Genomic DNA, 16,208 nt, shown 5'->3' with positions numbered 1-16,208 from the left:
TCCGCGGCCCTTTTCCTATGCTGGCCCGCGAACCGCGGGCGGCCTCTCCCTAAGCATCAGCCGACAGCATGAACGCACGGGCGCCAGAAAAGCGAGCACGATTCCGCACATGAGCAGCACCAACGACGCACCGATCGATCCGCCGCTGGTCGATCTCCCGATCCGGACTGCGAACCGCGGTTTTTACGACGGCTTCAGCCGGGCGGTGACTATCCCCTCCAAGATTATCGTCTCGCTCATCATCATGTGGGCGATTTTCTTCCCGGTCAGCGCGAACGAGACGCTTACGGCGGCCAATTCCTCGATCATCCGAACCTTCGCCGGCTGGTACGTCTATCTCGTAGCCTTCCTGATGTTCACATGCTTCATGGTGGCGGTTATCGCCCAGTCGGGCCGCCTGCGCATCGGCGCCCCGGACGAGAAGCCCGAGTTCGGGCGGTTCTCGTGGTTCGCGATGCTGTTCGGGGCGGGCATCGGCATCGGCATGCTGACCTATTCCACCGGGGAGCCTCTCGCGCATTTCGCGAACAATCCCGACATCATCCGCGGCACGATCGAGCCGCTGTCGCAGGAGGCGGTTCGGCCGGCCTATATCTATACCTTCCTGCACTGGGGATTTGCCGCTTGGGGCACCTATGCCTTGGTCGGGCTGGCAATCGGCTATGTTGCTTATCGCCGGGGCCTGCCGCTGACCATCCGCTCGGCTCTCGCGCCGCTGTTCGGTCGCGTCCTGTCCGGTTTCTCCGGCCATCTGGTCGATATCGTCGCAGTCGTGGCGACGATCCTCGGTGTGGCGGTTACCATGGGCCTCGGCGTCGAGCAGTTCATCGCCGGGCTGGCGCGGCTCGGTCTGGGTGACTGGCTGCTGGCAGAAGACGGCACATCGTCGGTGATCGCCATCGTACTGGCGCTGGTCCTGCTGGTCGGCTCCTCGACGCTCAGCGCGCTTTCTGGCGTGGGGAAGGGCATCAAATGGCTGTCCAACCTGAATATGGGCCTGTCCTTCGCTTTGCTGGCGCTCTTCGCCATCGTCGGGTCGGGTCTATACGGGCTGAGCCTTCTGGGGACGGCGCTGTGGGACTATTTCGTCGCGCTCGTGCCCAATTCACTGCGATTGTTCCCCGATGTGCAGGGTGAGACCGCTCAGGCCCTGCTGCAGTGGCAGCTGGACTGGTCGGTGTTTTATTGGGCGTGGTGGATCGCCTTCGCACCTTTCGTCGGTATGTTCATCGCACGTATCTCGCGCGGGCGCACGGTGCGCGAATACGTCTTCGGCGTGGTCCTTGTGCCGTCGCTGATGTGTTTCGTCTGGATGGCCATCGTCGGCGGTACGGCGATCGACCTTGAGCTGAGCGGCGTCGCGGGCGGGACGATCGTCGAGACCGGCATATCCGACCAGCTCTACGCGACGCTTGCGGTGCTGCTGGACCCCGCTGTCGCCAGTCTCGTGTCTGGCCTCGTCGTAATCTTGCTGATGACCTACCTCATAACATCCGCCGACAGCGCGATCCTGATCGTCAATACGATCAATGGCGCAGGCGAAACTGACGGGGAGCGCCGACACCACATCCTGTTCTGGGGCGGGGCGCTGGCGTTCGTGGTCGGCAGCATGTTGATCCTTGGCGGGATCGACGCGATCCGCATTACCATGATCATCGGCGCGCTGCCATTCTCGTTCGTAGTGGCGCTGATGGCCGTCGCAATCCTCAAAGCGATCGCATTCGATCTGGTCCGTAAGCGCCATGGCGTACCGACAACTGCGGAAGGTTGCGCTGAGCTCGCTCGAGTAGAGTAGGAAAACAGTATCGAGCCGAGCTACCCTTTAGCCATTTGAAGTGAAAAATTCGATACTTAAGTCTTACTGTTGAAAGGGTTTAGAGAGAAAAAGAATACCCAAAGATAAGCTCACACCGTAGTTTATAATAGTCACACGGCATTGAACATTATTCAGCTAAATTTGTGGTGCGTGGAATCTTTGCAACAGGCTGGGTTGCATTCCGCAATTCTCCCCGGCGCCGGTGGCCTGAGCAATTTTCGATTGCTATCGCCCCCCGTCGCTTTCGTTGATTTTCCGAAAGCGGGACTATTCTCATGCGATGCCGCCTCAGCTGCCGCGTCGCTGTCTCTGAATGTAGTTGGTTAGGGGCTATCCACCATGAAGAAGTTTGTTAGCGGCGCATCGGCTGGTGCGCTGGCTGTGGCACTTGCAACTCCCGCGATGGCGCAGGATGCTGCGCCCGCAGCGCAGGAACGCCGCGGCGGCGTCGACGTGATCGTCGTGACTGCGCAGAAGCGCAGCGAGGATCTGCAGGACGTGCCCGTATCGGTCCAGGCACTGGGCGAAGAGGGGCTCGAAGAGCTCAACATCGACACGTTCGAAGATTATCTCGACCAGCTGCCGACGGTCACTGCCGGCGGTAGCGGGCCGGGCCAGAGCACGATCTACATTCGCGGCCTCGCATCGACGACGCCGAACCTGACGACGGCCGGCGTCGCCGGCCTCGCGCCGAATGTCGCGCTCTATCTCGACGAGCAGCCGCTGGCGCAGCCCGGCCGCAACCTCGACGTGTACGCCGCCGACCTCGAGCGCATCGAAGTGCTCTCGGGTCCGCAGGGAACTCTGTTCGGCGCAAGCTCGCAGGCAGGCGTGGTTCGCCTCATCACCAACAAGCCCGACTTCGGCGGCTTCGATGCCGGGGCGAGCGCCGGCGTGTCCTTCACCAAGGGCGGCGAGACCAGCTACAAGGCGGAAGCCATGCTGAACGTGCCGGTCACCGACACCTTCGGCCTGCGCGGCGTCTTCTATCTCGACGACCAGGGTGGTTACATCGACAATGTGCAGGGCACGCAGAACCTGCGCGACAGCGCGCGCTTCCGCCCGGTCGGCACCGTCCGCTCCAACGGCGTACCGGTCAGCCCGCTGCGTGCCGGTTTCCAGTCGACCGCCGACCTGAGCGATGTCACTTTCCTCGATGCCGATAATGCCGGCCTCGTCGAGGAAGATTTCAACGACACGCAATATTCCGGCTTCCGCGCCACTGCGCTGTGGGAAATCACGCCCGACTGGCGCGTGACGGTCGCTCATTCGCGCCAGAGCATCGAGAGCGATGGCGTGTTCTTCGCCGATCCGGAACTCGGCGGATTGGATGATCTCGAAATCCAGCGGTACGAGGAAGACCGCCTCGAGGACGATTTTTCGAACACCAGCTGGACGGTCGAAGGCCGCCTCGCGATGCTCGATATCGTCTACACGGGCGCTTATACCGACCGCGAGACGGAGCAGCGGGTCGACTACACCGACTACCTCTTCGTCGGTCAGTACCTGCCGTACTACATCTGTGACGGCTCGGTGAGCTATCCCGGTTCGGCGGACCCTAGCGGCACTTGTCAGGCGCCAAATCTTTACGTGACGTCGGACAGTGAAACGAACGTGTTCACGCAGGAACTTCGCTTCAGCACGCCGGCTGAGAACCGCTGGCGGGTTACCGCGGGCGGTTTTTATTCCGACCTCGAACTGAAGGAACGCAACGACTTTAACTATCCCGGGAATGTCGCAGCACAGCCCTTCGGCCCGTTTGCGCCGAACTTCCCGCAGGAAGGATATACCAGTCAGCCGGGCCCATTCCCTACTTCGACGATTTTCCGCAACGATATTCGCCGCACGGACGAACAGTTCGGCATCTTCGGCGAAGCGGCGTTCGACATCGTTCCCGACCTGCTGACTGTGACGGTGGGCGCGCGGTATTACAATATCGAAGTCGATTTCGAGGGCAGCGCCAACGGCAGCTTCTGCAACAGCGGCGCAGCCGAGGATGCTAATGCCTTCGGTACGGATCTGAACGATCTGTATGACGGCGACGGCAGCTACACTTTCATCGGTTCGTGCAACGCGGACCTGCGCCAGACCTTCACGCTGGATGACAGCCTGCAGGACATTCAGGACGCCGGTCTGAGCGCTTCTCAGGCGCAGCAGGTCTTCAATGCGGTTCGCGCGCCGGACACGGCCTCGACCGATGGCTTCATCTACAAGGGCACGCTGACGCTGACCCCAACCGAAGACCTGCTGTTCTACGCGACCTATTCGGAAGGCTTCCGCCCTGGATTGCTGAATCGTCCGGGCGGCGCGACCAACGGCGCGGGCTTCACCGTCCCGTTCGAGCTCGAAACCGACGAAGTGAAAAACTACGAGCTCGGATGGAAGATGGACCTGCTGGATGGTCAGTTCCGCTTCAACGGCAGCGCCTTCTATGTCGATATCAGCCGGTTGCAGACGACGATTTTCGATCCGTCGATCACGAACCTGTTCTTCTCGGCCAATGCGGCGGACGCGGAGATCAAGGGGCTCGAGGCGGATTTCACCGTCGCGCCTTATTCGGCTCCGGGCCTGACGGTCGCGGGTGCATTCTCGATCCTCGACACCGAGATCACCGACGTACTGATCCCGACCGACGATGTCGTCGAAGGTTCCGATCTGGCGTTCGCTCCGTCCTTTCAGGGCAATATCCGCGTGCGCTACGAGTGGGATCTCAACGATACGCTGGGTGCCTATATCCAGCCGCAGGTCACGCATTCGGCCTCGAAGTTCACCGATGTGATCGAGATCAACAAGCTCAGGCTTGACGGCTACACGCTGTTCGATTTGGCCGCGGGTATCACTTCGGCGAACTGGAAGTTCGAGCTGTTCGGCGAGAACCTGTTCGACGAGCGCGCGCAGATCTCGGGCAATTACGTGAACGACCGTGCGCGGATCGCCACCAACCGTCCGCTGACGGTCGGCCTCAGGGTCTCCTACGACTACTGATCGATCGCGAACGCGAAATCAGGGCGGCGGGGGTGAAGCAGAGCTTCGCCTCCGCCGTTCGCTTTGGTAGGGGCGAGGGATGGCGTCACGGGAAGAGCAACTGGGTTCAGCGCAAAAGGCGTTGCAGGCGGGAGCCTTCGCGCATGGTCTCCAAATTGCCGAAGGCTTGCTACAAGCCAATCCTGGAGACGGAGAAGCACTTTATATCGCCGCAGTAGCCGCGCGGTATCTCGAACGGTTCGAGCAGGCCGACGAGCATCTTGCGCGCCTTCATGCCGCCATGCCCGAATACGGACGTGCGTGGCAGGAGGCGGGCCATTTGGCACGTGCGCAAGGTGACATGGGTCGCGCCGTCTCGGCCTACGCCAGAGCCACCCGCTGCAACCCGGCGCTGGACGCCAGCTGGCGGGCCTTGGCGGAGCTGGAAGCGGCGCGTGGCAACGGCGCGGAGGCACAAGCGGCGCAGGCGCAAGCTCGCAGAATTGCGGCGCTGCCGCGCGAACTCGTCGCGGTCACCCATCACCTGCACGAAGGGCGCATCCTGCGCGCCGAAGAGATCTGCCGGCATTTCCTCCGCACCAATCCGCGCAATGTCGAAGGCATGCGCCTGCTCGCCCAGATCGGCATCAAGCTCGGCATACTCGACGATGCGGAATTCTTGCTGGAAAGCGCGCGGGCCTTTGAGCCGGAGAATGTGCAGGTCCAGCTCGACTATATCGACGCGCTGCGGCGGCGCCAGAAGTTCGACCGTGCGCGCGAGGAAGCGGAAGCGTTGCATGCGCGCGACCCGGCCAGTCCGCTATTCCAGTCGCATCTGGCGATCGAGAGCATGCAGACAGGCGATTACGACCGTGCATTCGAACTCTTCGACACGGTTCTCGATCGCCTTCCCGGGGACGTCGCTACGCTGACCAGCAGGGGGCATGCGTTAAAGACGACTGGCGCGCAGGAGGACGCGGTGGCCAGTTATCGCGCTGCCGTCGCTGCGAAGCCCGATCACGGCGATGCTTGGTATGCGCTCGCCAATCTCAAGACCTATAGCTTCACCGAAGACGAAATAGCCATGATGCGCGAGCAAACCGCGCGTGAAGATCTGGCTTTCATGGATCGCGTGCACCTCAGCTTCGCGCTCGGCAAGGCTCTCGAGGACCGCAAGAAATATGGCGACAGCTTCGGCTACTACCAAACTGGCAATGCGCTGAAGCGCGCCCAGGCTCGCTACAGCGCAGATGCCATGTCGCAGGAACGTGCCCTGCAGAAAGAGGTCTGCACCCGAGATTTGTTCGCCAAACATGGGGGCGCAGGCGATCCGTCACCCGACCCGATCTTCATCCTGGGACTGCCGCGTGCCGGATCGACGCTGCTCGAACAAATTCTTGCCAGCCACAGCCAGGTGGACGGCACGCTGGAACTGCCGAACATCCTTGCGCTTGCCCACAGTCTGCGTGGCCGCAAGGCAGGCCAGTCGCGCTACCCCGAAGTGCTGCATGAACTATCCGATGAGCAGCTGTCGAAGTTCGGCCGGCAATTCATCGAGGATACGCGCGTCCAACGGCAGGGTGCACCCTTCTTCATCGACAAGATGCCGAACAATTTCCGGCACATTGGGCTGATCCACCTGATCCTGCCGAACGCGAAAATCATCGACGCACGCCGCGATCCGATGGATTGTTGTTTCTCCGGCTTCAAGCAGCTCTTCGCGGAGGGACAGGAGTTCACCTACGGGTTGACCGAGGTAGGCCGCTATTACACGGACTACGTCGATCTGATGGACCACTGGGATGTCGTTCTTCCGGGCAAGGTTCTGCGGGTCCAGCATGAGGATGTGCTCGACGATCTGGAAGGGCAGGTCCGACGCATGCTCGATCACTGCGGGCTCGAATTCGAAGAGGCCTGCCTGGACTTTCACAAGACCGATCGCGCCGTGCGGACCGCGAGCAGCGAGCAGGTACGTCAGCCGATCAACCGGAAGGGGCAGGGGGCCTGGAAAGAGTATGAGCCGTGGCTCGGCGACCTGAGAGACGCGCTCGGTCCGCTCGCGACCTAGCTCATTCGCGCGCCGTTAGGCACAGTCTCCCCCGGCGAGACGAGGACGATCCGTTCCTCTGCATCCGGGAAGCCCAGCACCAGTACTTCCGACATGAACGGCCCGATCTGGCGCGGCGGAAAATTGACCACCGCCATGACCTTGCGGCCGGGCAACGTAGCCGGATCATAGAGGTCGGCGATTTGCGCGGAGGTCTTTCGCTTACCAATTTCGGCGCCGAAGTCGATCCACAGCTTGATCGCAGGCTTGCGCGCCTCGGGAAAGGGCTCGGCGCGGATCACGGTCCCGCTGCGAATGTCGACTTTGAGGAAGTCGGCGATGTCGATCTGGTCCATGGTCGCATGGGTATGGGTTCCAAGCGCCTGTGTCCATTGCCGCCGAGCCACAAAGATTGCGCGGCAAAATCGCGGTGCCTATTGGCGGGAGAATGCTCGCTTCCGCGTTCTCTGTCCGCACGATCCTCGCGGCGATCTTCATCCTCATGGCGGGGAGCGGATTTCTGTCGACCCTGATCGCCATCCGCCTGGAGCAGGGCGGGGCGAGTTCTCTGCTCATCGGCCTTGTCGCGACAGCCTATTTCGCCGGGTTGACGGTGGGTTCGCTCAGGGTCGCGGCCCTGATTTCCCGTATCGGTCACATTCGAGCATTCGCTGCATTCGTAACGGTTTTCTCCGCGAGCAGCCTCGCCTATGCAATACTCGATCTGCCAGTACTCTGGATAGGCCTGCGTCTCATCGACGGGTTTGCGATGGCGGGCGTTTTCGTCTGTCTCGAAAGCTGGCTCAATCAGCAGGCGCAGCCGCACAATCGCAGCGGTATCCTCGCCGCTTACATGATCGCTCTTTACCTAGGGCAGGCGGTCGGACAGTTCCTGCTGAACACCGCGGAGATTTCGCCCGACTTGCCCTTCATGCTGTCTGCGATCCTTCTTTCGATCGCATTGCTCCCCGTCCTGCTCACCAAGATGGAGCAGCCGCGGATCGAACGGGTGGAATCCTTCTCCATCAAGCGACTGTTTTCAGCCTCTCCGCTGGGGATGGTCGGCACTCTTGTCACGGGGGCCATCCTCGGGGCCTTCTACGCGCTGGGTGCCGTTTATGTGCAACGGACAGGCTTGGGTCTTTCGCAAGTCGCGCTGTTCACGTCGACGGTGATCGCGGGCGGCGTGGCTCTGCAATATCCGCTTGGCCAGCTCTCCGACCGCTTCGATCGCCGACGCGTGATCATTGCTTGTCTGGCAGCAGTGGCGGCGATCTGTGCAGTCCTGGCGTTCGCCCCGCTGCCCGCGCTCGGGATCATTGTCACCGGTGCATTTTTCGGCGGCTTCGCCTTTGCTCTCTATCCGCTGTGCGTCGCCCATTCCAACGACCATCTCAGCGAAGACGAGCGGGTGGGGGCGAGCGGAGGCTTGGTCCTGACATACTCGGCGGGTGCCATGACCGGGCCGATCGTCGGCTCAACCGGAATGAGCATCATGGGGCCATCCGGCCTGTTCGTCGTGATCGGAGTGCTCGCCTTGATCGGTGCCCTTTACGGCTTCTGGCGCATGGCACGCAGTGCACCGGTGCCTTCCGCCGAGCAGCAGGCTTTCCAGAGCCTTCCGCGCACCACGCCGATGGCGGCGGTGCTCGAGGCCGAAGACGAGTAGCCTCAGCCCAAAACAAGTCGGGTGGCTTGCCCAAGGCCACCGCTCGGCTTAATCCCTCGCGCCATGACACAACAGACATCGATGACAGGTCGCCCCGTCATTTCCGCCACCGGCCTGTTCACGCCCGAGCAGAGCATCAGCAACGAAGAACTGGTCGCAAGCTTCAACGCCTTCGTCGAGCGCTTCAACGCGCAGAACGCCGATGCGATCGCTGCGGGCGAGGTTGAAGCGCTGCACCCGAGTTCGGTTGAATTCATCGAGAAGGCGAGCGGGATCAAGGCGCGCCACGTCTTGTCGAAAGAGCCGATTCTCGACCCGGCCATCATGGAGCCTCGCCTGGAAGAGCGCGGAAATGACGAGCTTTCACAGATGGCCGAGATCGGCGTTGCAGCGTGCCGCCAGGCGCTCGAACGGGCGGGGCGCGATGCCGCTGATATCGATGCCGTGTTGTGCGCAGCATCGAACATGGAGCGACCCTATCCGGCCATGGCGATCGAAATCCAACAGGCGCTGGGAATCGACGGTTTCGGGTTCGACATGAATGTCGCATGCTCCTCGGCCACCTTCGGCATCCAGACCGCGGCAGATTACATCCGGGCCGGAAATGCGAAGAGCGTGCTCGTCGTCAGTCCGGAAATTACGAGTGGCCATTTGAACTGGCGCGACCGCGACAGCCACTTCATCTTCGGAGACGTGGCGACGGCCGTGCTGGTAGAGGACGCGGCAATCGCTCCGGCGGAGCATTGGGACATTCTCGGCACCAAGTTGAAGACGGTATTCTCGAACAACATCCGCAACAATTTCGGCTTCCTCAACCGGGCTGCGCCCGAAGGAGTCGGCAAGGCGGACAAGCTCTTCGTCCAGGAAGGCCGCAAGGTGTTCAAGGAAGTGGTACCGATGGTAGCCGAAATGATCGTGAGCGAGGCGGACCGGCTCGGCATCGATCCGCAGGGCCTGCGGCGCCTTTGGCTGCATCAGGCAAACGCCGGCATGAACCGGCTGATCGCCCAACGCGTGCTGGGCCACGAAGCCGACGCCGACGAAAGCCCGACCGTGCTCGACACTTATGGCAATACCTCGAGCGCCGGGTCGATCATCGCCTTCCACCTCCACAGCGAGGATCTGGCGGAGGGCGATACGGGGCTGATCTGCAGCTTCGGAGCGGGGTACTCTGCGGGAACCGTGTTCGTGCGTAAGGCCGCGTGATGCCTTGTGACGCCGCCATGCGGCGCGTAGGCTTATCCGATGGCAGGTGACCTCCTCGACAATCAGGGCCGCGGCGACGTCCGTTGGTCGCTGCCGCCGATCCATCCCGAGGGTCGCAAATACGGCCTGATCGCTTTGGTGGTAAGCCTGTTCTTCCTAATTGGTCTCGACTGGGAGATCGTCGGCTGGCCGCTACTTGCCCTTAGCGCAGGTATATTCGCCTTCTTCCGGGACCCCGAACGCGTCGTTCCGCAAGACGATTCCGCAATTCTCGCGCCAGCCGACGGTCAGGTGACCATGATTGCCGAGGTCGAGCCGCCGCGCGAGCTGGTCATCGACGATGGCAGCGGTATCGGCGGATTGTCACCGGACACGGTGACGCGCGTGTCGATCTTCCTGTCGGTGTTCGACGTCCATATCAATCGCACGCCAATTGCGGGTACGGTGCAGCGCGTGGTCTATATTCCCGGAAGTTTCGCCGATGCCGGTCTCGACAAGGCAAGCGAAGAAAACGAACGACAGCATATCCTTGTCGAGCGGAGCGACGGCACCAAGGTCGGCTTCACCCAGATCGCCGGCCTTGTGGCGCGGCGGATCGTGCCGTTCGTAAAGCCCGGCGACACGCTCGGGGCGGGGCAGAGGGTCGGACTGATCCGGTTCGGCAGTCGGGTCGATATCTATCTGCCTGCGGGGACCGGATCGGACGTGCTGCTCGGTCAACGCGTCGTTGCGGGTGAAACGGTTATCGCGCGCCTCGGCGCGCGCAAGCTTCTGGAAGGTGTGTCGCAATGAATTTCGAACCTCGCAACGGGACGGACCAGCACGAGGAACGCGCCCGGTTGGGGCCGAAGGCGGCCGAGGACGAAAAGCCCGTGCTGGGTTCGTCCGGTCGGGGCCTTTCGCTCCGGGCGATGGCCCCCAATGCGATCACCGCAGCGGCGCTCTGCTCGGGGCTGACCGGCATACGGTTCGCGATTTCCGAACAGTGGGCGGCTGCCGCCGTGGCCATCATCATCGCGGGCATTCTCGACGGGATGGATGGGCGGATCGCGCGCTTGCTGAAGGCGCAATCGCGTTTCGGCGCAGAGTTGGACAGCCTTGCCGATTCGCTGAGTTTCGGCACAGCGCCTGCCATCATCCTGTACCTCTGGTCGCTGCAGAACGAGCCGCGCTGGGGCTGGTTCGCCGCGCTCGCGCTGACAATTTGCTGCGCGCTTCGTCTCGCGCGCTTCAACGCTCAGATCGACACCGAAGATCAGCCGCACAAATCGCTCGGATTCCTGACTGGGGTTCCCGCTCCCATGGGGGCAGGGCTCGCCTTCATGCCGTTCTTCGTGTGGTCGGCGACCGGCATCGACTTCTTTCGCGAGCCGGCCTTCGTCGCGCCTTGGCTGTTGGCAACTGCGCTGCTGATGATTTCGAGCATGGCCACGCCAAGCTGGACCTCGCTGCGTCCGCGCCGCGGCATCCGGTTGTGGGTACTGGCCTTCGTTGGCCTGCTCTTCGCTGCGCTACTCGTCGAGCCTTGGTGGACACTAAGCGCTCTCGGGATAGGTTACCTGACCCTGCTGCCGTTCACGCTGTTGCGGTATTCGCGCATCAAGCGGCACGCGTAGCCGGGCGGACAACCACGTCCAGGCGCGACGGCAAGCGGCCGAAAGCCGTACCGCCTTGAGCTATCCCTGCGCGAAATGCGGGAAGCTCGGCAATCACCGAAGTTCGCTTCATTTCGCGCCGCAATTGGCCGATAGCGGACCACCAGCGCAGTCCGCTATCGGCGAGCACGCCCAATGCGGCGACAGCCGTGAGGGTGACGAGAGCGATTAGGAACCATGCGAACATCTCTAATTCTCCTGCCCCTTACTGTTCAAATCACTGTTGACAGGCCGGGGATAACTGGTGGAAAACCCTGATTGCCCGCCGGACGTTCCGGCGATGAGAACAATGTTCTCTTTTTGTTCTCGTTCGTCAAGCGCTTTTAGAGCCGAAGCTGCATTTTTTGCGGTGAATGGAGGGTGGATTTGTCTCTCTCCACCGGCTAAAGGCGCGCGGTCCGCAATAGATTCGGCCATTTCAGGCGTTTCTTCAGGTGGGCAAATCCACATGGAAGGCGCACATACCGGTGCCCGCCGCGGGACATGACCGCATTCGGGTTCCAGCTTTCCAGAGGCATAACCGGAAAGGAATTACACTATGGCGGCTCCTACCGTCACCATGCAGCAATTGATCGAGGCCGGCGCGCACTTCGGCCACCAGACCCACCGTTGGAACCCGCGCATGAAGCCGTATATCTTCGGCGCGCGCAACGGCATCCACATCATCGACCTGTCGCAGTCCGTGCCGCTGTTCGCGCGCGCGCTCGACTTCATCAGCCAGACCGCTCGTTCGGGCGGCAAGGTGCTGTTCGTCGGTACCAAGCGCCAGGCGCAAGACGCGATCCGGGAAGCCGCGCTCGCTTCGGGCCAGCACTTCGTCAACCACCGCTGGCTGGGCGGCATGCTCACCAACTGGAAGACGATCAGCGAGCGTATCAAGTACCTCAAGACGCTCGACGAGCGTCTTTCGGGCGACACACAGGGCCTGACCAAGAAGGAAGTCCTCGATCTCACGCGCAAGCGCGACAAGCTCGAAATGAGCCTCGGTGGCATCCGCGACATGGGTGGTATTCCCGACGTGATGTTCGTGATCGATGCGAACATGGAAGACCTGGCCATCAAGGAAGCCAACGTTCTTGGCATCCCGGTCGTCGCCGTGCTCGACACCAATGTCGATCCGGAAGGCATCGCTTTCCCGATCCCGGGCAATGACGACGCCAGCCGCGCCATCAAGCTCTATTGCGATGCGGTTGCCGAAGCGGCCCGCACCGGCAAGGGCGAAGGCGTGCAGGACAGCGGTGCAGACGTCGGCGCGATGGAAAATCCGCCGGAAGAAGCCGCGGCTTAATGCCCAATTCGTGAGGCGGGAGCGCAATTCTCCCGTCACACAAGCGAATTATGCGCCGGGCCGCTGATACCAGCAGGCCCGGTGCCCCGCATTCAAGATACCAAGAAGGAAATCATCATGGCTGCATTCACTGCTGCTGACGTAAAAGCCCTGCGCGAGAAGACCGGCGCGGGCATGATGGACGCCAAAAAGGCGCTCGAAGCCAGCAATGGCGATATCGAAGCCGCAGTCGACGCACTGCGCGCCAAGGGTCTCGCCACCGCCCAGAAGAAATCGAGCCGTACCGCGGCCGAAGGTCTCGTCGGCATTGCCGTGGAAGGCACCAAGGGCGTCGCCGTCGAAGTGAACTCGGAAACGGACTTCGTTGCCAAGAACGACCAGTTCCAGGACTTCGTCCGCAAGACCACGCAGGTCGCGCTCGGCACCGACGGTGACGATGTCGATACGCTCAAGGCCGCGGCCTATCCCGATGGCGGCACCGTGTCCGACAAGCTGACCGGTAACGTCGCCACCATCGGCGAGAACCAGCAGATCCGCCGCATCAAGACCGTCTCGGTCACCAACGGCGTGATCGTCCCCTACATGCACAACGCCGTGGCGCCCGACCTCGGCAAGATCGGCGTGCTGGTCGCGCTCGAAAGCGAAGGCGACAAGGCCAAGCTGGGAGAGCTGGGTAAGAAGCTCGGCATGCACATCGCGGCTGCTTTCCCGCAGGCGCTGACCGCCGAGGGCCTCGACGCCGAAGTGATCGAGCGCGAGCGCGCGATCGCCAAGGAAAAGGCGGCCGAAAGCGGCAAGCCCGAGAACGTCCAGGAAAAGATGGTCGAAGGCGCAATCAACAAATACGCCAAGGAAAACGCCCTGCTCAGCCAGGTCTACGTGATCGACAACAAAACCCCGATCGCGCAGGTCGTGGAAGCTGCCGGCAAGGACGTAGGCGCCAAGGTCGAGCTGGTGGACTATGTCCGCTTCCAGCTGGGCGAAGGCATCGAGAAGGAAGAGAGCGACTTCGCTGCAGAAGTGGCCGCTGCCGTCGGCGGCTGAACAAGCCCCGCATCCTACGGAATTGGGCCGCCGGAGTTCGCTTCGGCGGCCTTTTTCTTGCGCGACGAGGCGAGTCGAAAGCCGAACTTCGCAAAACTTACGCGAGTGAACGCTGCAAGTCCGTCAAGATAGCCGAATCACGATTTGAAAGAACCGTTGCGAGGCTAACGGGCGATAATCGTGTAGGAAATCGGGCATTCACCCGCCGCTGCGTGCGACCAGTTCGATCAGCCATATCTCGGCCTGCGTGAACAGGCGCATCGGTAGGATGTTCGCGCCAGGCCCGGCGACCCACCTTTTTCCGATGCGGGGCTTTCCCTTTGCGCGCGCCATGCATCATGGCTAAGGAGCCGCAGGCCTCTCACGCAACACGGATTCTTCGCCTCCATGCCCTTTTCCACGATGAAGCGCGTCCTGCTCAAGCTCTCGGGCGAGGTGCTCATGGGCGAGGGGCCGTTCGGCATCGACCCGGCTTTCGTCATGGAACTGGCCGAGGAAGTGAAGGCGGCGAAGGAAACCGGCCTCGAAATCTGCCTCGTCATCGGCGGCGGCAATATCTTTCGCGGCATGGCGGGCGCGGCGCAGGGGATGGACCGCGCGCAGGCCGATTACATGGGCATGCTAGCGACCGTCATGAATGCGCTGGCAATGCAGAACGCGCTGGAGCAGCTGGGCGTGCAGACCCGCGTGCAGAGCGCGGTGCAAATGGACCAGGTGTGCGAGCCGGTGATCCGTCGCCGCGCCGAACGTCATCTCGAAAAAGGTCGCGTAGTGATCTTCGCCGCCGGTGTCGGCGCCCCTTATTTCACAACCGACAGCGGCGCGGCCTTGCGCGCGGCGGAAATGAACTGCGATGCGCTGCTCAAGGGCACCAGCGTCGACGGGGTCTACGACAGCGATCCCAAGAAGAACGCCAAGGCGAAACGTTTCGATACCGTCACTTACAGCCGCGTGCTGGCAGACGACCTCAAGGTGATGGACGCCAGCGCCGTGGCCTTGTGCCGCGACAACAACATTCCGATCGTCGTGTTTTCTATCCGCGAGAAGGGCAATCTGGCCCGCGTTCTCAAGGGCGAGGGCGTGCAGACGGTCGTCACCAACGAAAAAAGCTAAGAGGAAGCCATCATGGCAAAATACGACAAAGCCGATATCGAGCGCCGCATGAAGGGTGCCGTCGAAAGCCTGAAGGGCGATCTTTCGGGCCTGCGCACCGGCCGCGCGAACACCAGCCTGCTCGATCCGGTCGTGGTCGAGGTCTATGGCTCGATGATGCCGTTGAGCCAGGTCGCGACGGTCAGCGCACCCGAACCGCGCATGCTGAGCGTGCAGGTTTGGGACAAGGCCAATGTGAGCGCAGTGGAAAAGGGCATCGCCAAGGCCAATCTCGGCCTAAACCCGATGCAGGACGGCCAGACCATCCGCCTGCCGATGCCCGACCTGACCGAGGAACGCCGCAAGGATCTCGCCAAGCTGGCGGGCGAATATGGCGAGAAGGGCAAGATCGCCATCCGCAACGTGCGCCGCGACGGCATGGAAGCGCTGAAGGAAGACGAGAAGAAGAAGGAAATCTCCGAAGACGATCGCAAGCGGTCCGAAGACGAGGTCCAGAAGCTGACCGACAAATATGTCGCCGAAACCGATGAGGCGGTCGAGAAGAAAACGCAGGAAATCCTGACCCAGTGAGGTTGCAATGCACCCTCTGTCCCGTTCGGGCTGAGCTTGTCGAAGCCCCGTCTATCCTCATGGTGCTGCGCTAACGAAGTAAGTGCGGCCCTTCGACAAGCTCAGGGCGAACGGATTTCGGAATGAGATCAGACACGCAGTCCCCCCGCCACGTTGCCATTATCATGGATGGCAATGGTCGCTGGGCGAAGCGCCGGCACCTGCCGCGCGTGATGGGCCATCGCAAGGGCGTGGAGGCCGTGCGCGAGCTGGTGCGCAGCCTCAAGGACACGCAGGTCGAATGCCTGACGCTCTACGCCTTCAGCTCCGAAAACTGGAAGAGGCCGGAGGACGAGGTCGACGATCTGATGGACCTGATGCGCAAGTTCATCAAATCGGACCTGCCCGAATTCATCGCCAATGACGTGAAACTGCATATCCTCGGCGACTGGCAGGCGCTCGCGCCCGATATTGTCGCCATGCTGGAGGATGCGCTGGAGCAGACCAGCAAGGGCTCGCGTACGCTGGCGGTGGCGCTGAACTACGGCGCGCAGGCGGAGATCGTGGCGGCTGCGCGCAAGGCTGCTGCCGGGGGTGAGATCACCGAAGAGAGTCTGGCCGAGCATCTCTACACCGCGCCGCTCCCGCCGCTCGACCTGCTGATCCGCACCAGCGGAGAAGTGCGCTTGTCGAATTTCCTCTTGTGGCAGGCGGCCTATGCCGAGATGATTTTTACCGACGTGCTATGGCCGGATTTCACGCCCGAGATGTTCAAGCAGGCGCTGGCGGATTTCGGCGACCGGGAGAGGCGCTTTGGTGGACGGTGAGACGCAAGCAGGTGCGGGCAAGCGCGACCG

Annotated in this window: 16 protein-coding genes; 12 read left to right on the top strand and 4 right to left on the bottom strand. The window is 62.0% G+C overall.

Annotation, left to right across the window (positions count from 1 at the left end):
• The first annotated feature begins 109 nt into the window (after nt 1-109).
• The 3 genes from ACSH0F_RS09915 to ACSH0F_RS09905 all read left to right on the top strand — a co-directional run bounded on the left by ACSH0F_RS09915 (nt 110) and on the right by ACSH0F_RS09905 (nt 6,848).
• Nucleotides 110-1,795, top strand: coding sequence for a BCCT family transporter (locus ACSH0F_RS09915; protein ID WP_435202339.1), 1,686 nt, complete (start codon nt 110-112; stop codon nt 1,793-1,795).
• Nucleotides 1,796-2,155: 360 nt separating this feature from the next.
• Nucleotides 2,156-4,801 (top strand): TonB-dependent receptor, encoded by a 2,646-nt coding sequence (locus ACSH0F_RS09910; protein WP_435202337.1) that lies wholly within the window; start codon nt 2,156-2,158, stop codon nt 4,799-4,801.
• A gap of 79 nt (nt 4,802-4,880) precedes the next feature.
• Nucleotides 4,881-6,848: a tetratricopeptide repeat-containing sulfotransferase family protein gene (locus ACSH0F_RS09905; RefSeq protein ID WP_435202335.1), complete on the top strand. Its 1,968-nt coding sequence runs from the start codon at nt 4,881-4,883 to the stop codon at nt 6,846-6,848.
• Here ACSH0F_RS09905 and ACSH0F_RS09900 read toward each other — a convergent pair.
• Nucleotides 6,845-7,183, bottom strand: coding sequence for a tRNA-binding protein (locus tag ACSH0F_RS09900; RefSeq protein ID WP_435202333.1), 339 nt, complete (start codon nt 7,181-7,183; stop codon nt 6,845-6,847). The genes ACSH0F_RS09905 and ACSH0F_RS09900 overlap by 4 nt on opposite strands.
• Nucleotides 7,184-7,275: 92 nt before the next feature.
• On the opposite strand from ACSH0F_RS09900, the gene ACSH0F_RS09895 reads away from it, so the two are divergent.
• From ACSH0F_RS09895 to ACSH0F_RS09880, 4 genes are all read left to right on the top strand, one after another.
• Nucleotides 7,276-8,496, top strand: a complete 1,221-nt coding sequence (locus tag ACSH0F_RS09895) for an MFS transporter (protein WP_435202331.1) — start codon at nt 7,276-7,278, stop codon at nt 8,494-8,496.
• A 63-nt stretch (nt 8,497-8,559) separates the two neighbouring features.
• Nucleotides 8,560-9,702, top strand: coding sequence for a beta-ketoacyl-ACP synthase III (locus ACSH0F_RS09890; protein ID WP_435202329.1), 1,143 nt, complete (start codon nt 8,560-8,562; stop codon nt 9,700-9,702).
• A gap of 39 nt (nt 9,703-9,741) precedes the next feature.
• Complete coding sequence (locus tag ACSH0F_RS09885) at nt 9,742-10,494, top strand: phosphatidylserine decarboxylase (RefSeq protein ID WP_435202327.1); 753 nt, start codon at nt 9,742-9,744, stop codon at nt 10,492-10,494.
• The gene (locus ACSH0F_RS09880) at nt 10,491-11,318 is read left to right on the top strand and encodes a CDP-alcohol phosphatidyltransferase family protein (RefSeq protein ID WP_435202325.1); all 828 of its coding nucleotides are present in this window, start codon (nt 10,491-10,493) and stop codon (nt 11,316-11,318) included. Before ACSH0F_RS09885 ends, ACSH0F_RS09880 begins: the two co-directional genes overlap by 4 nt.
• Here ACSH0F_RS09880 and ACSH0F_RS09875 read toward each other — a convergent pair.
• Both ACSH0F_RS09875 and ACSH0F_RS09870 read right to left on the bottom strand, forming a co-directional pair.
• Nucleotides 11,302-11,544, bottom strand: a complete 243-nt coding sequence (locus ACSH0F_RS09875) for a hypothetical protein (RefSeq protein WP_435202323.1) — start codon at nt 11,542-11,544, stop codon at nt 11,302-11,304. The genes ACSH0F_RS09880 and ACSH0F_RS09875 overlap by 17 nt on opposite strands.
• A gap of 2 nt (nt 11,545-11,546) precedes the next feature.
• Nucleotides 11,547-11,774, bottom strand: coding sequence for a hypothetical protein (locus ACSH0F_RS09870; protein WP_435202321.1), 228 nt, complete (start codon nt 11,772-11,774; stop codon nt 11,547-11,549).
• A 121-nt stretch (nt 11,775-11,895) separates the two neighbouring features.
• Between ACSH0F_RS09870 and rpsB the strand changes: the two genes are divergently transcribed.
• A complete protein-coding gene (rpsB, locus tag ACSH0F_RS09865) occupies nt 11,896-12,645 on the top strand; it encodes a 30S ribosomal protein S2 (protein WP_278327124.1) in 750 nt (249 codons plus the stop codon).
• Between the two features lie 117 nt (nt 12,646-12,762).
• Entirely contained in the window at nt 12,763-13,689 is a 927-nt protein-coding gene (tsf, locus tag ACSH0F_RS09860) for a translation elongation factor Ts (protein ID WP_435202319.1), read from the top strand.
• Nucleotides 13,690-13,887: 198 nt separating this feature from the next.
• Here tsf and ACSH0F_RS09855 read toward each other — a convergent pair whose 3' ends face one another.
• The gene (locus tag ACSH0F_RS09855) at nt 13,888-14,022 is read right to left on the bottom strand and encodes a hypothetical protein (RefSeq protein ID WP_435202317.1); all 135 of its coding nucleotides are present in this window, start codon (nt 14,020-14,022) and stop codon (nt 13,888-13,890) included.
• 54 nt (nt 14,023-14,076) lie between these two features.
• On the opposite strand from ACSH0F_RS09855, the gene pyrH reads away from it, so the two are divergent.
• The 3 genes from pyrH (at nt 14,077) to uppS (ending at nt 16,178) form a co-directional block, all read left to right on the top strand.
• Nucleotides 14,077-14,802: a UMP kinase gene (pyrH, locus tag ACSH0F_RS09850; RefSeq protein ID WP_435202315.1), complete on the top strand. Its 726-nt coding sequence runs from the start codon at nt 14,077-14,079 to the stop codon at nt 14,800-14,802.
• Nucleotides 14,803-14,814: 12 nt separating this feature from the next.
• A complete protein-coding gene (frr, locus tag ACSH0F_RS09845; RefSeq protein WP_278327121.1) occupies nt 14,815-15,372 on the top strand; it encodes a ribosome recycling factor in 558 nt (185 codons plus the stop codon).
• 122 nt (nt 15,373-15,494) lie between these two features.
• Nucleotides 15,495-16,178, top strand: a complete 684-nt coding sequence (gene uppS / locus ACSH0F_RS09840) for a polyprenyl diphosphate synthase (protein ID WP_435202313.1) — start codon at nt 15,495-15,497, stop codon at nt 16,176-16,178.
• The last annotated feature ends 30 nt before the right edge of the window (nt 16,179-16,208 follow it).

Source organism: Qipengyuania sp. 902 (genome assembly GCF_051195295.1).
GTDB lineage: Bacteria > Pseudomonadota > Alphaproteobacteria > Sphingomonadales > Sphingomonadaceae > Qipengyuania.
This window is presented reverse-complemented; position numbering and strand designations above follow the sequence as displayed.

Bases quoted from the DNA above. Each gene is read 5' to 3' on its own strand.
- ACSH0F_RS09915 (WP_435202339.1), top strand. From the start codon at position 110: ATGAGCAGCACCAACGACGCACCGATCGATCCGCCGCTGGTCGATCTC.
- ACSH0F_RS09910 (WP_435202337.1), top strand. From the start codon at position 2,156: ATGAAGAAGTTTGTTAGCGGCGCATCGGCTGGTGCGCTGGCTGTGGCA.
- ACSH0F_RS09905 (WP_435202335.1), top strand. From the start codon at position 4,881: ATGGCGTCACGGGAAGAGCAACTGGGTTCAGCGCAAAAGGCGTTGCAG.
- ACSH0F_RS09900 (WP_435202333.1), bottom strand. From the start codon at position 7,183: ATGGACCAGATCGACATCGCCGACTTCCTCAAAGTCGACATTCGCAGC.
- ACSH0F_RS09895 (WP_435202331.1), top strand. From the start codon at position 7,276: ATGCTCGCTTCCGCGTTCTCTGTCCGCACGATCCTCGCGGCGATCTTC.
- ACSH0F_RS09890 (WP_435202329.1), top strand. From the start codon at position 8,560: ATGACACAACAGACATCGATGACAGGTCGCCCCGTCATTTCCGCCACC.
- ACSH0F_RS09885 (WP_435202327.1), top strand. From the start codon at position 9,742: ATGGCAGGTGACCTCCTCGACAATCAGGGCCGCGGCGACGTCCGTTGG.
- ACSH0F_RS09880 (WP_435202325.1), top strand. From the start codon at position 10,491: ATGAATTTCGAACCTCGCAACGGGACGGACCAGCACGAGGAACGCGCC.
- ACSH0F_RS09875 (WP_435202323.1), bottom strand. From the start codon at position 11,544: ATGTTCGCATGGTTCCTAATCGCTCTCGTCACCCTCACGGCTGTCGCC.
- ACSH0F_RS09870 (WP_435202321.1), bottom strand. From the start codon at position 11,774: ATGGCCGAATCTATTGCGGACCGCGCGCCTTTAGCCGGTGGAGAGAGA.
- rpsB (WP_278327124.1), top strand. From the start codon at position 11,896: ATGGCGGCTCCTACCGTCACCATGCAGCAATTGATCGAGGCCGGCGCG.
- tsf (WP_435202319.1), top strand. From the start codon at position 12,763: ATGGCTGCATTCACTGCTGCTGACGTAAAAGCCCTGCGCGAGAAGACC.
- ACSH0F_RS09855 (WP_435202317.1), bottom strand. From the start codon at position 14,022: ATGGCGCGCGCAAAGGGAAAGCCCCGCATCGGAAAAAGGTGGGTCGCC.
- pyrH (WP_435202315.1), top strand. From the start codon at position 14,077: ATGCCCTTTTCCACGATGAAGCGCGTCCTGCTCAAGCTCTCGGGCGAG.
- frr (WP_278327121.1), top strand. From the start codon at position 14,815: ATGGCAAAATACGACAAAGCCGATATCGAGCGCCGCATGAAGGGTGCC.
- uppS (WP_435202313.1), top strand. From the start codon at position 15,495: ATGAGATCAGACACGCAGTCCCCCCGCCACGTTGCCATTATCATGGAT.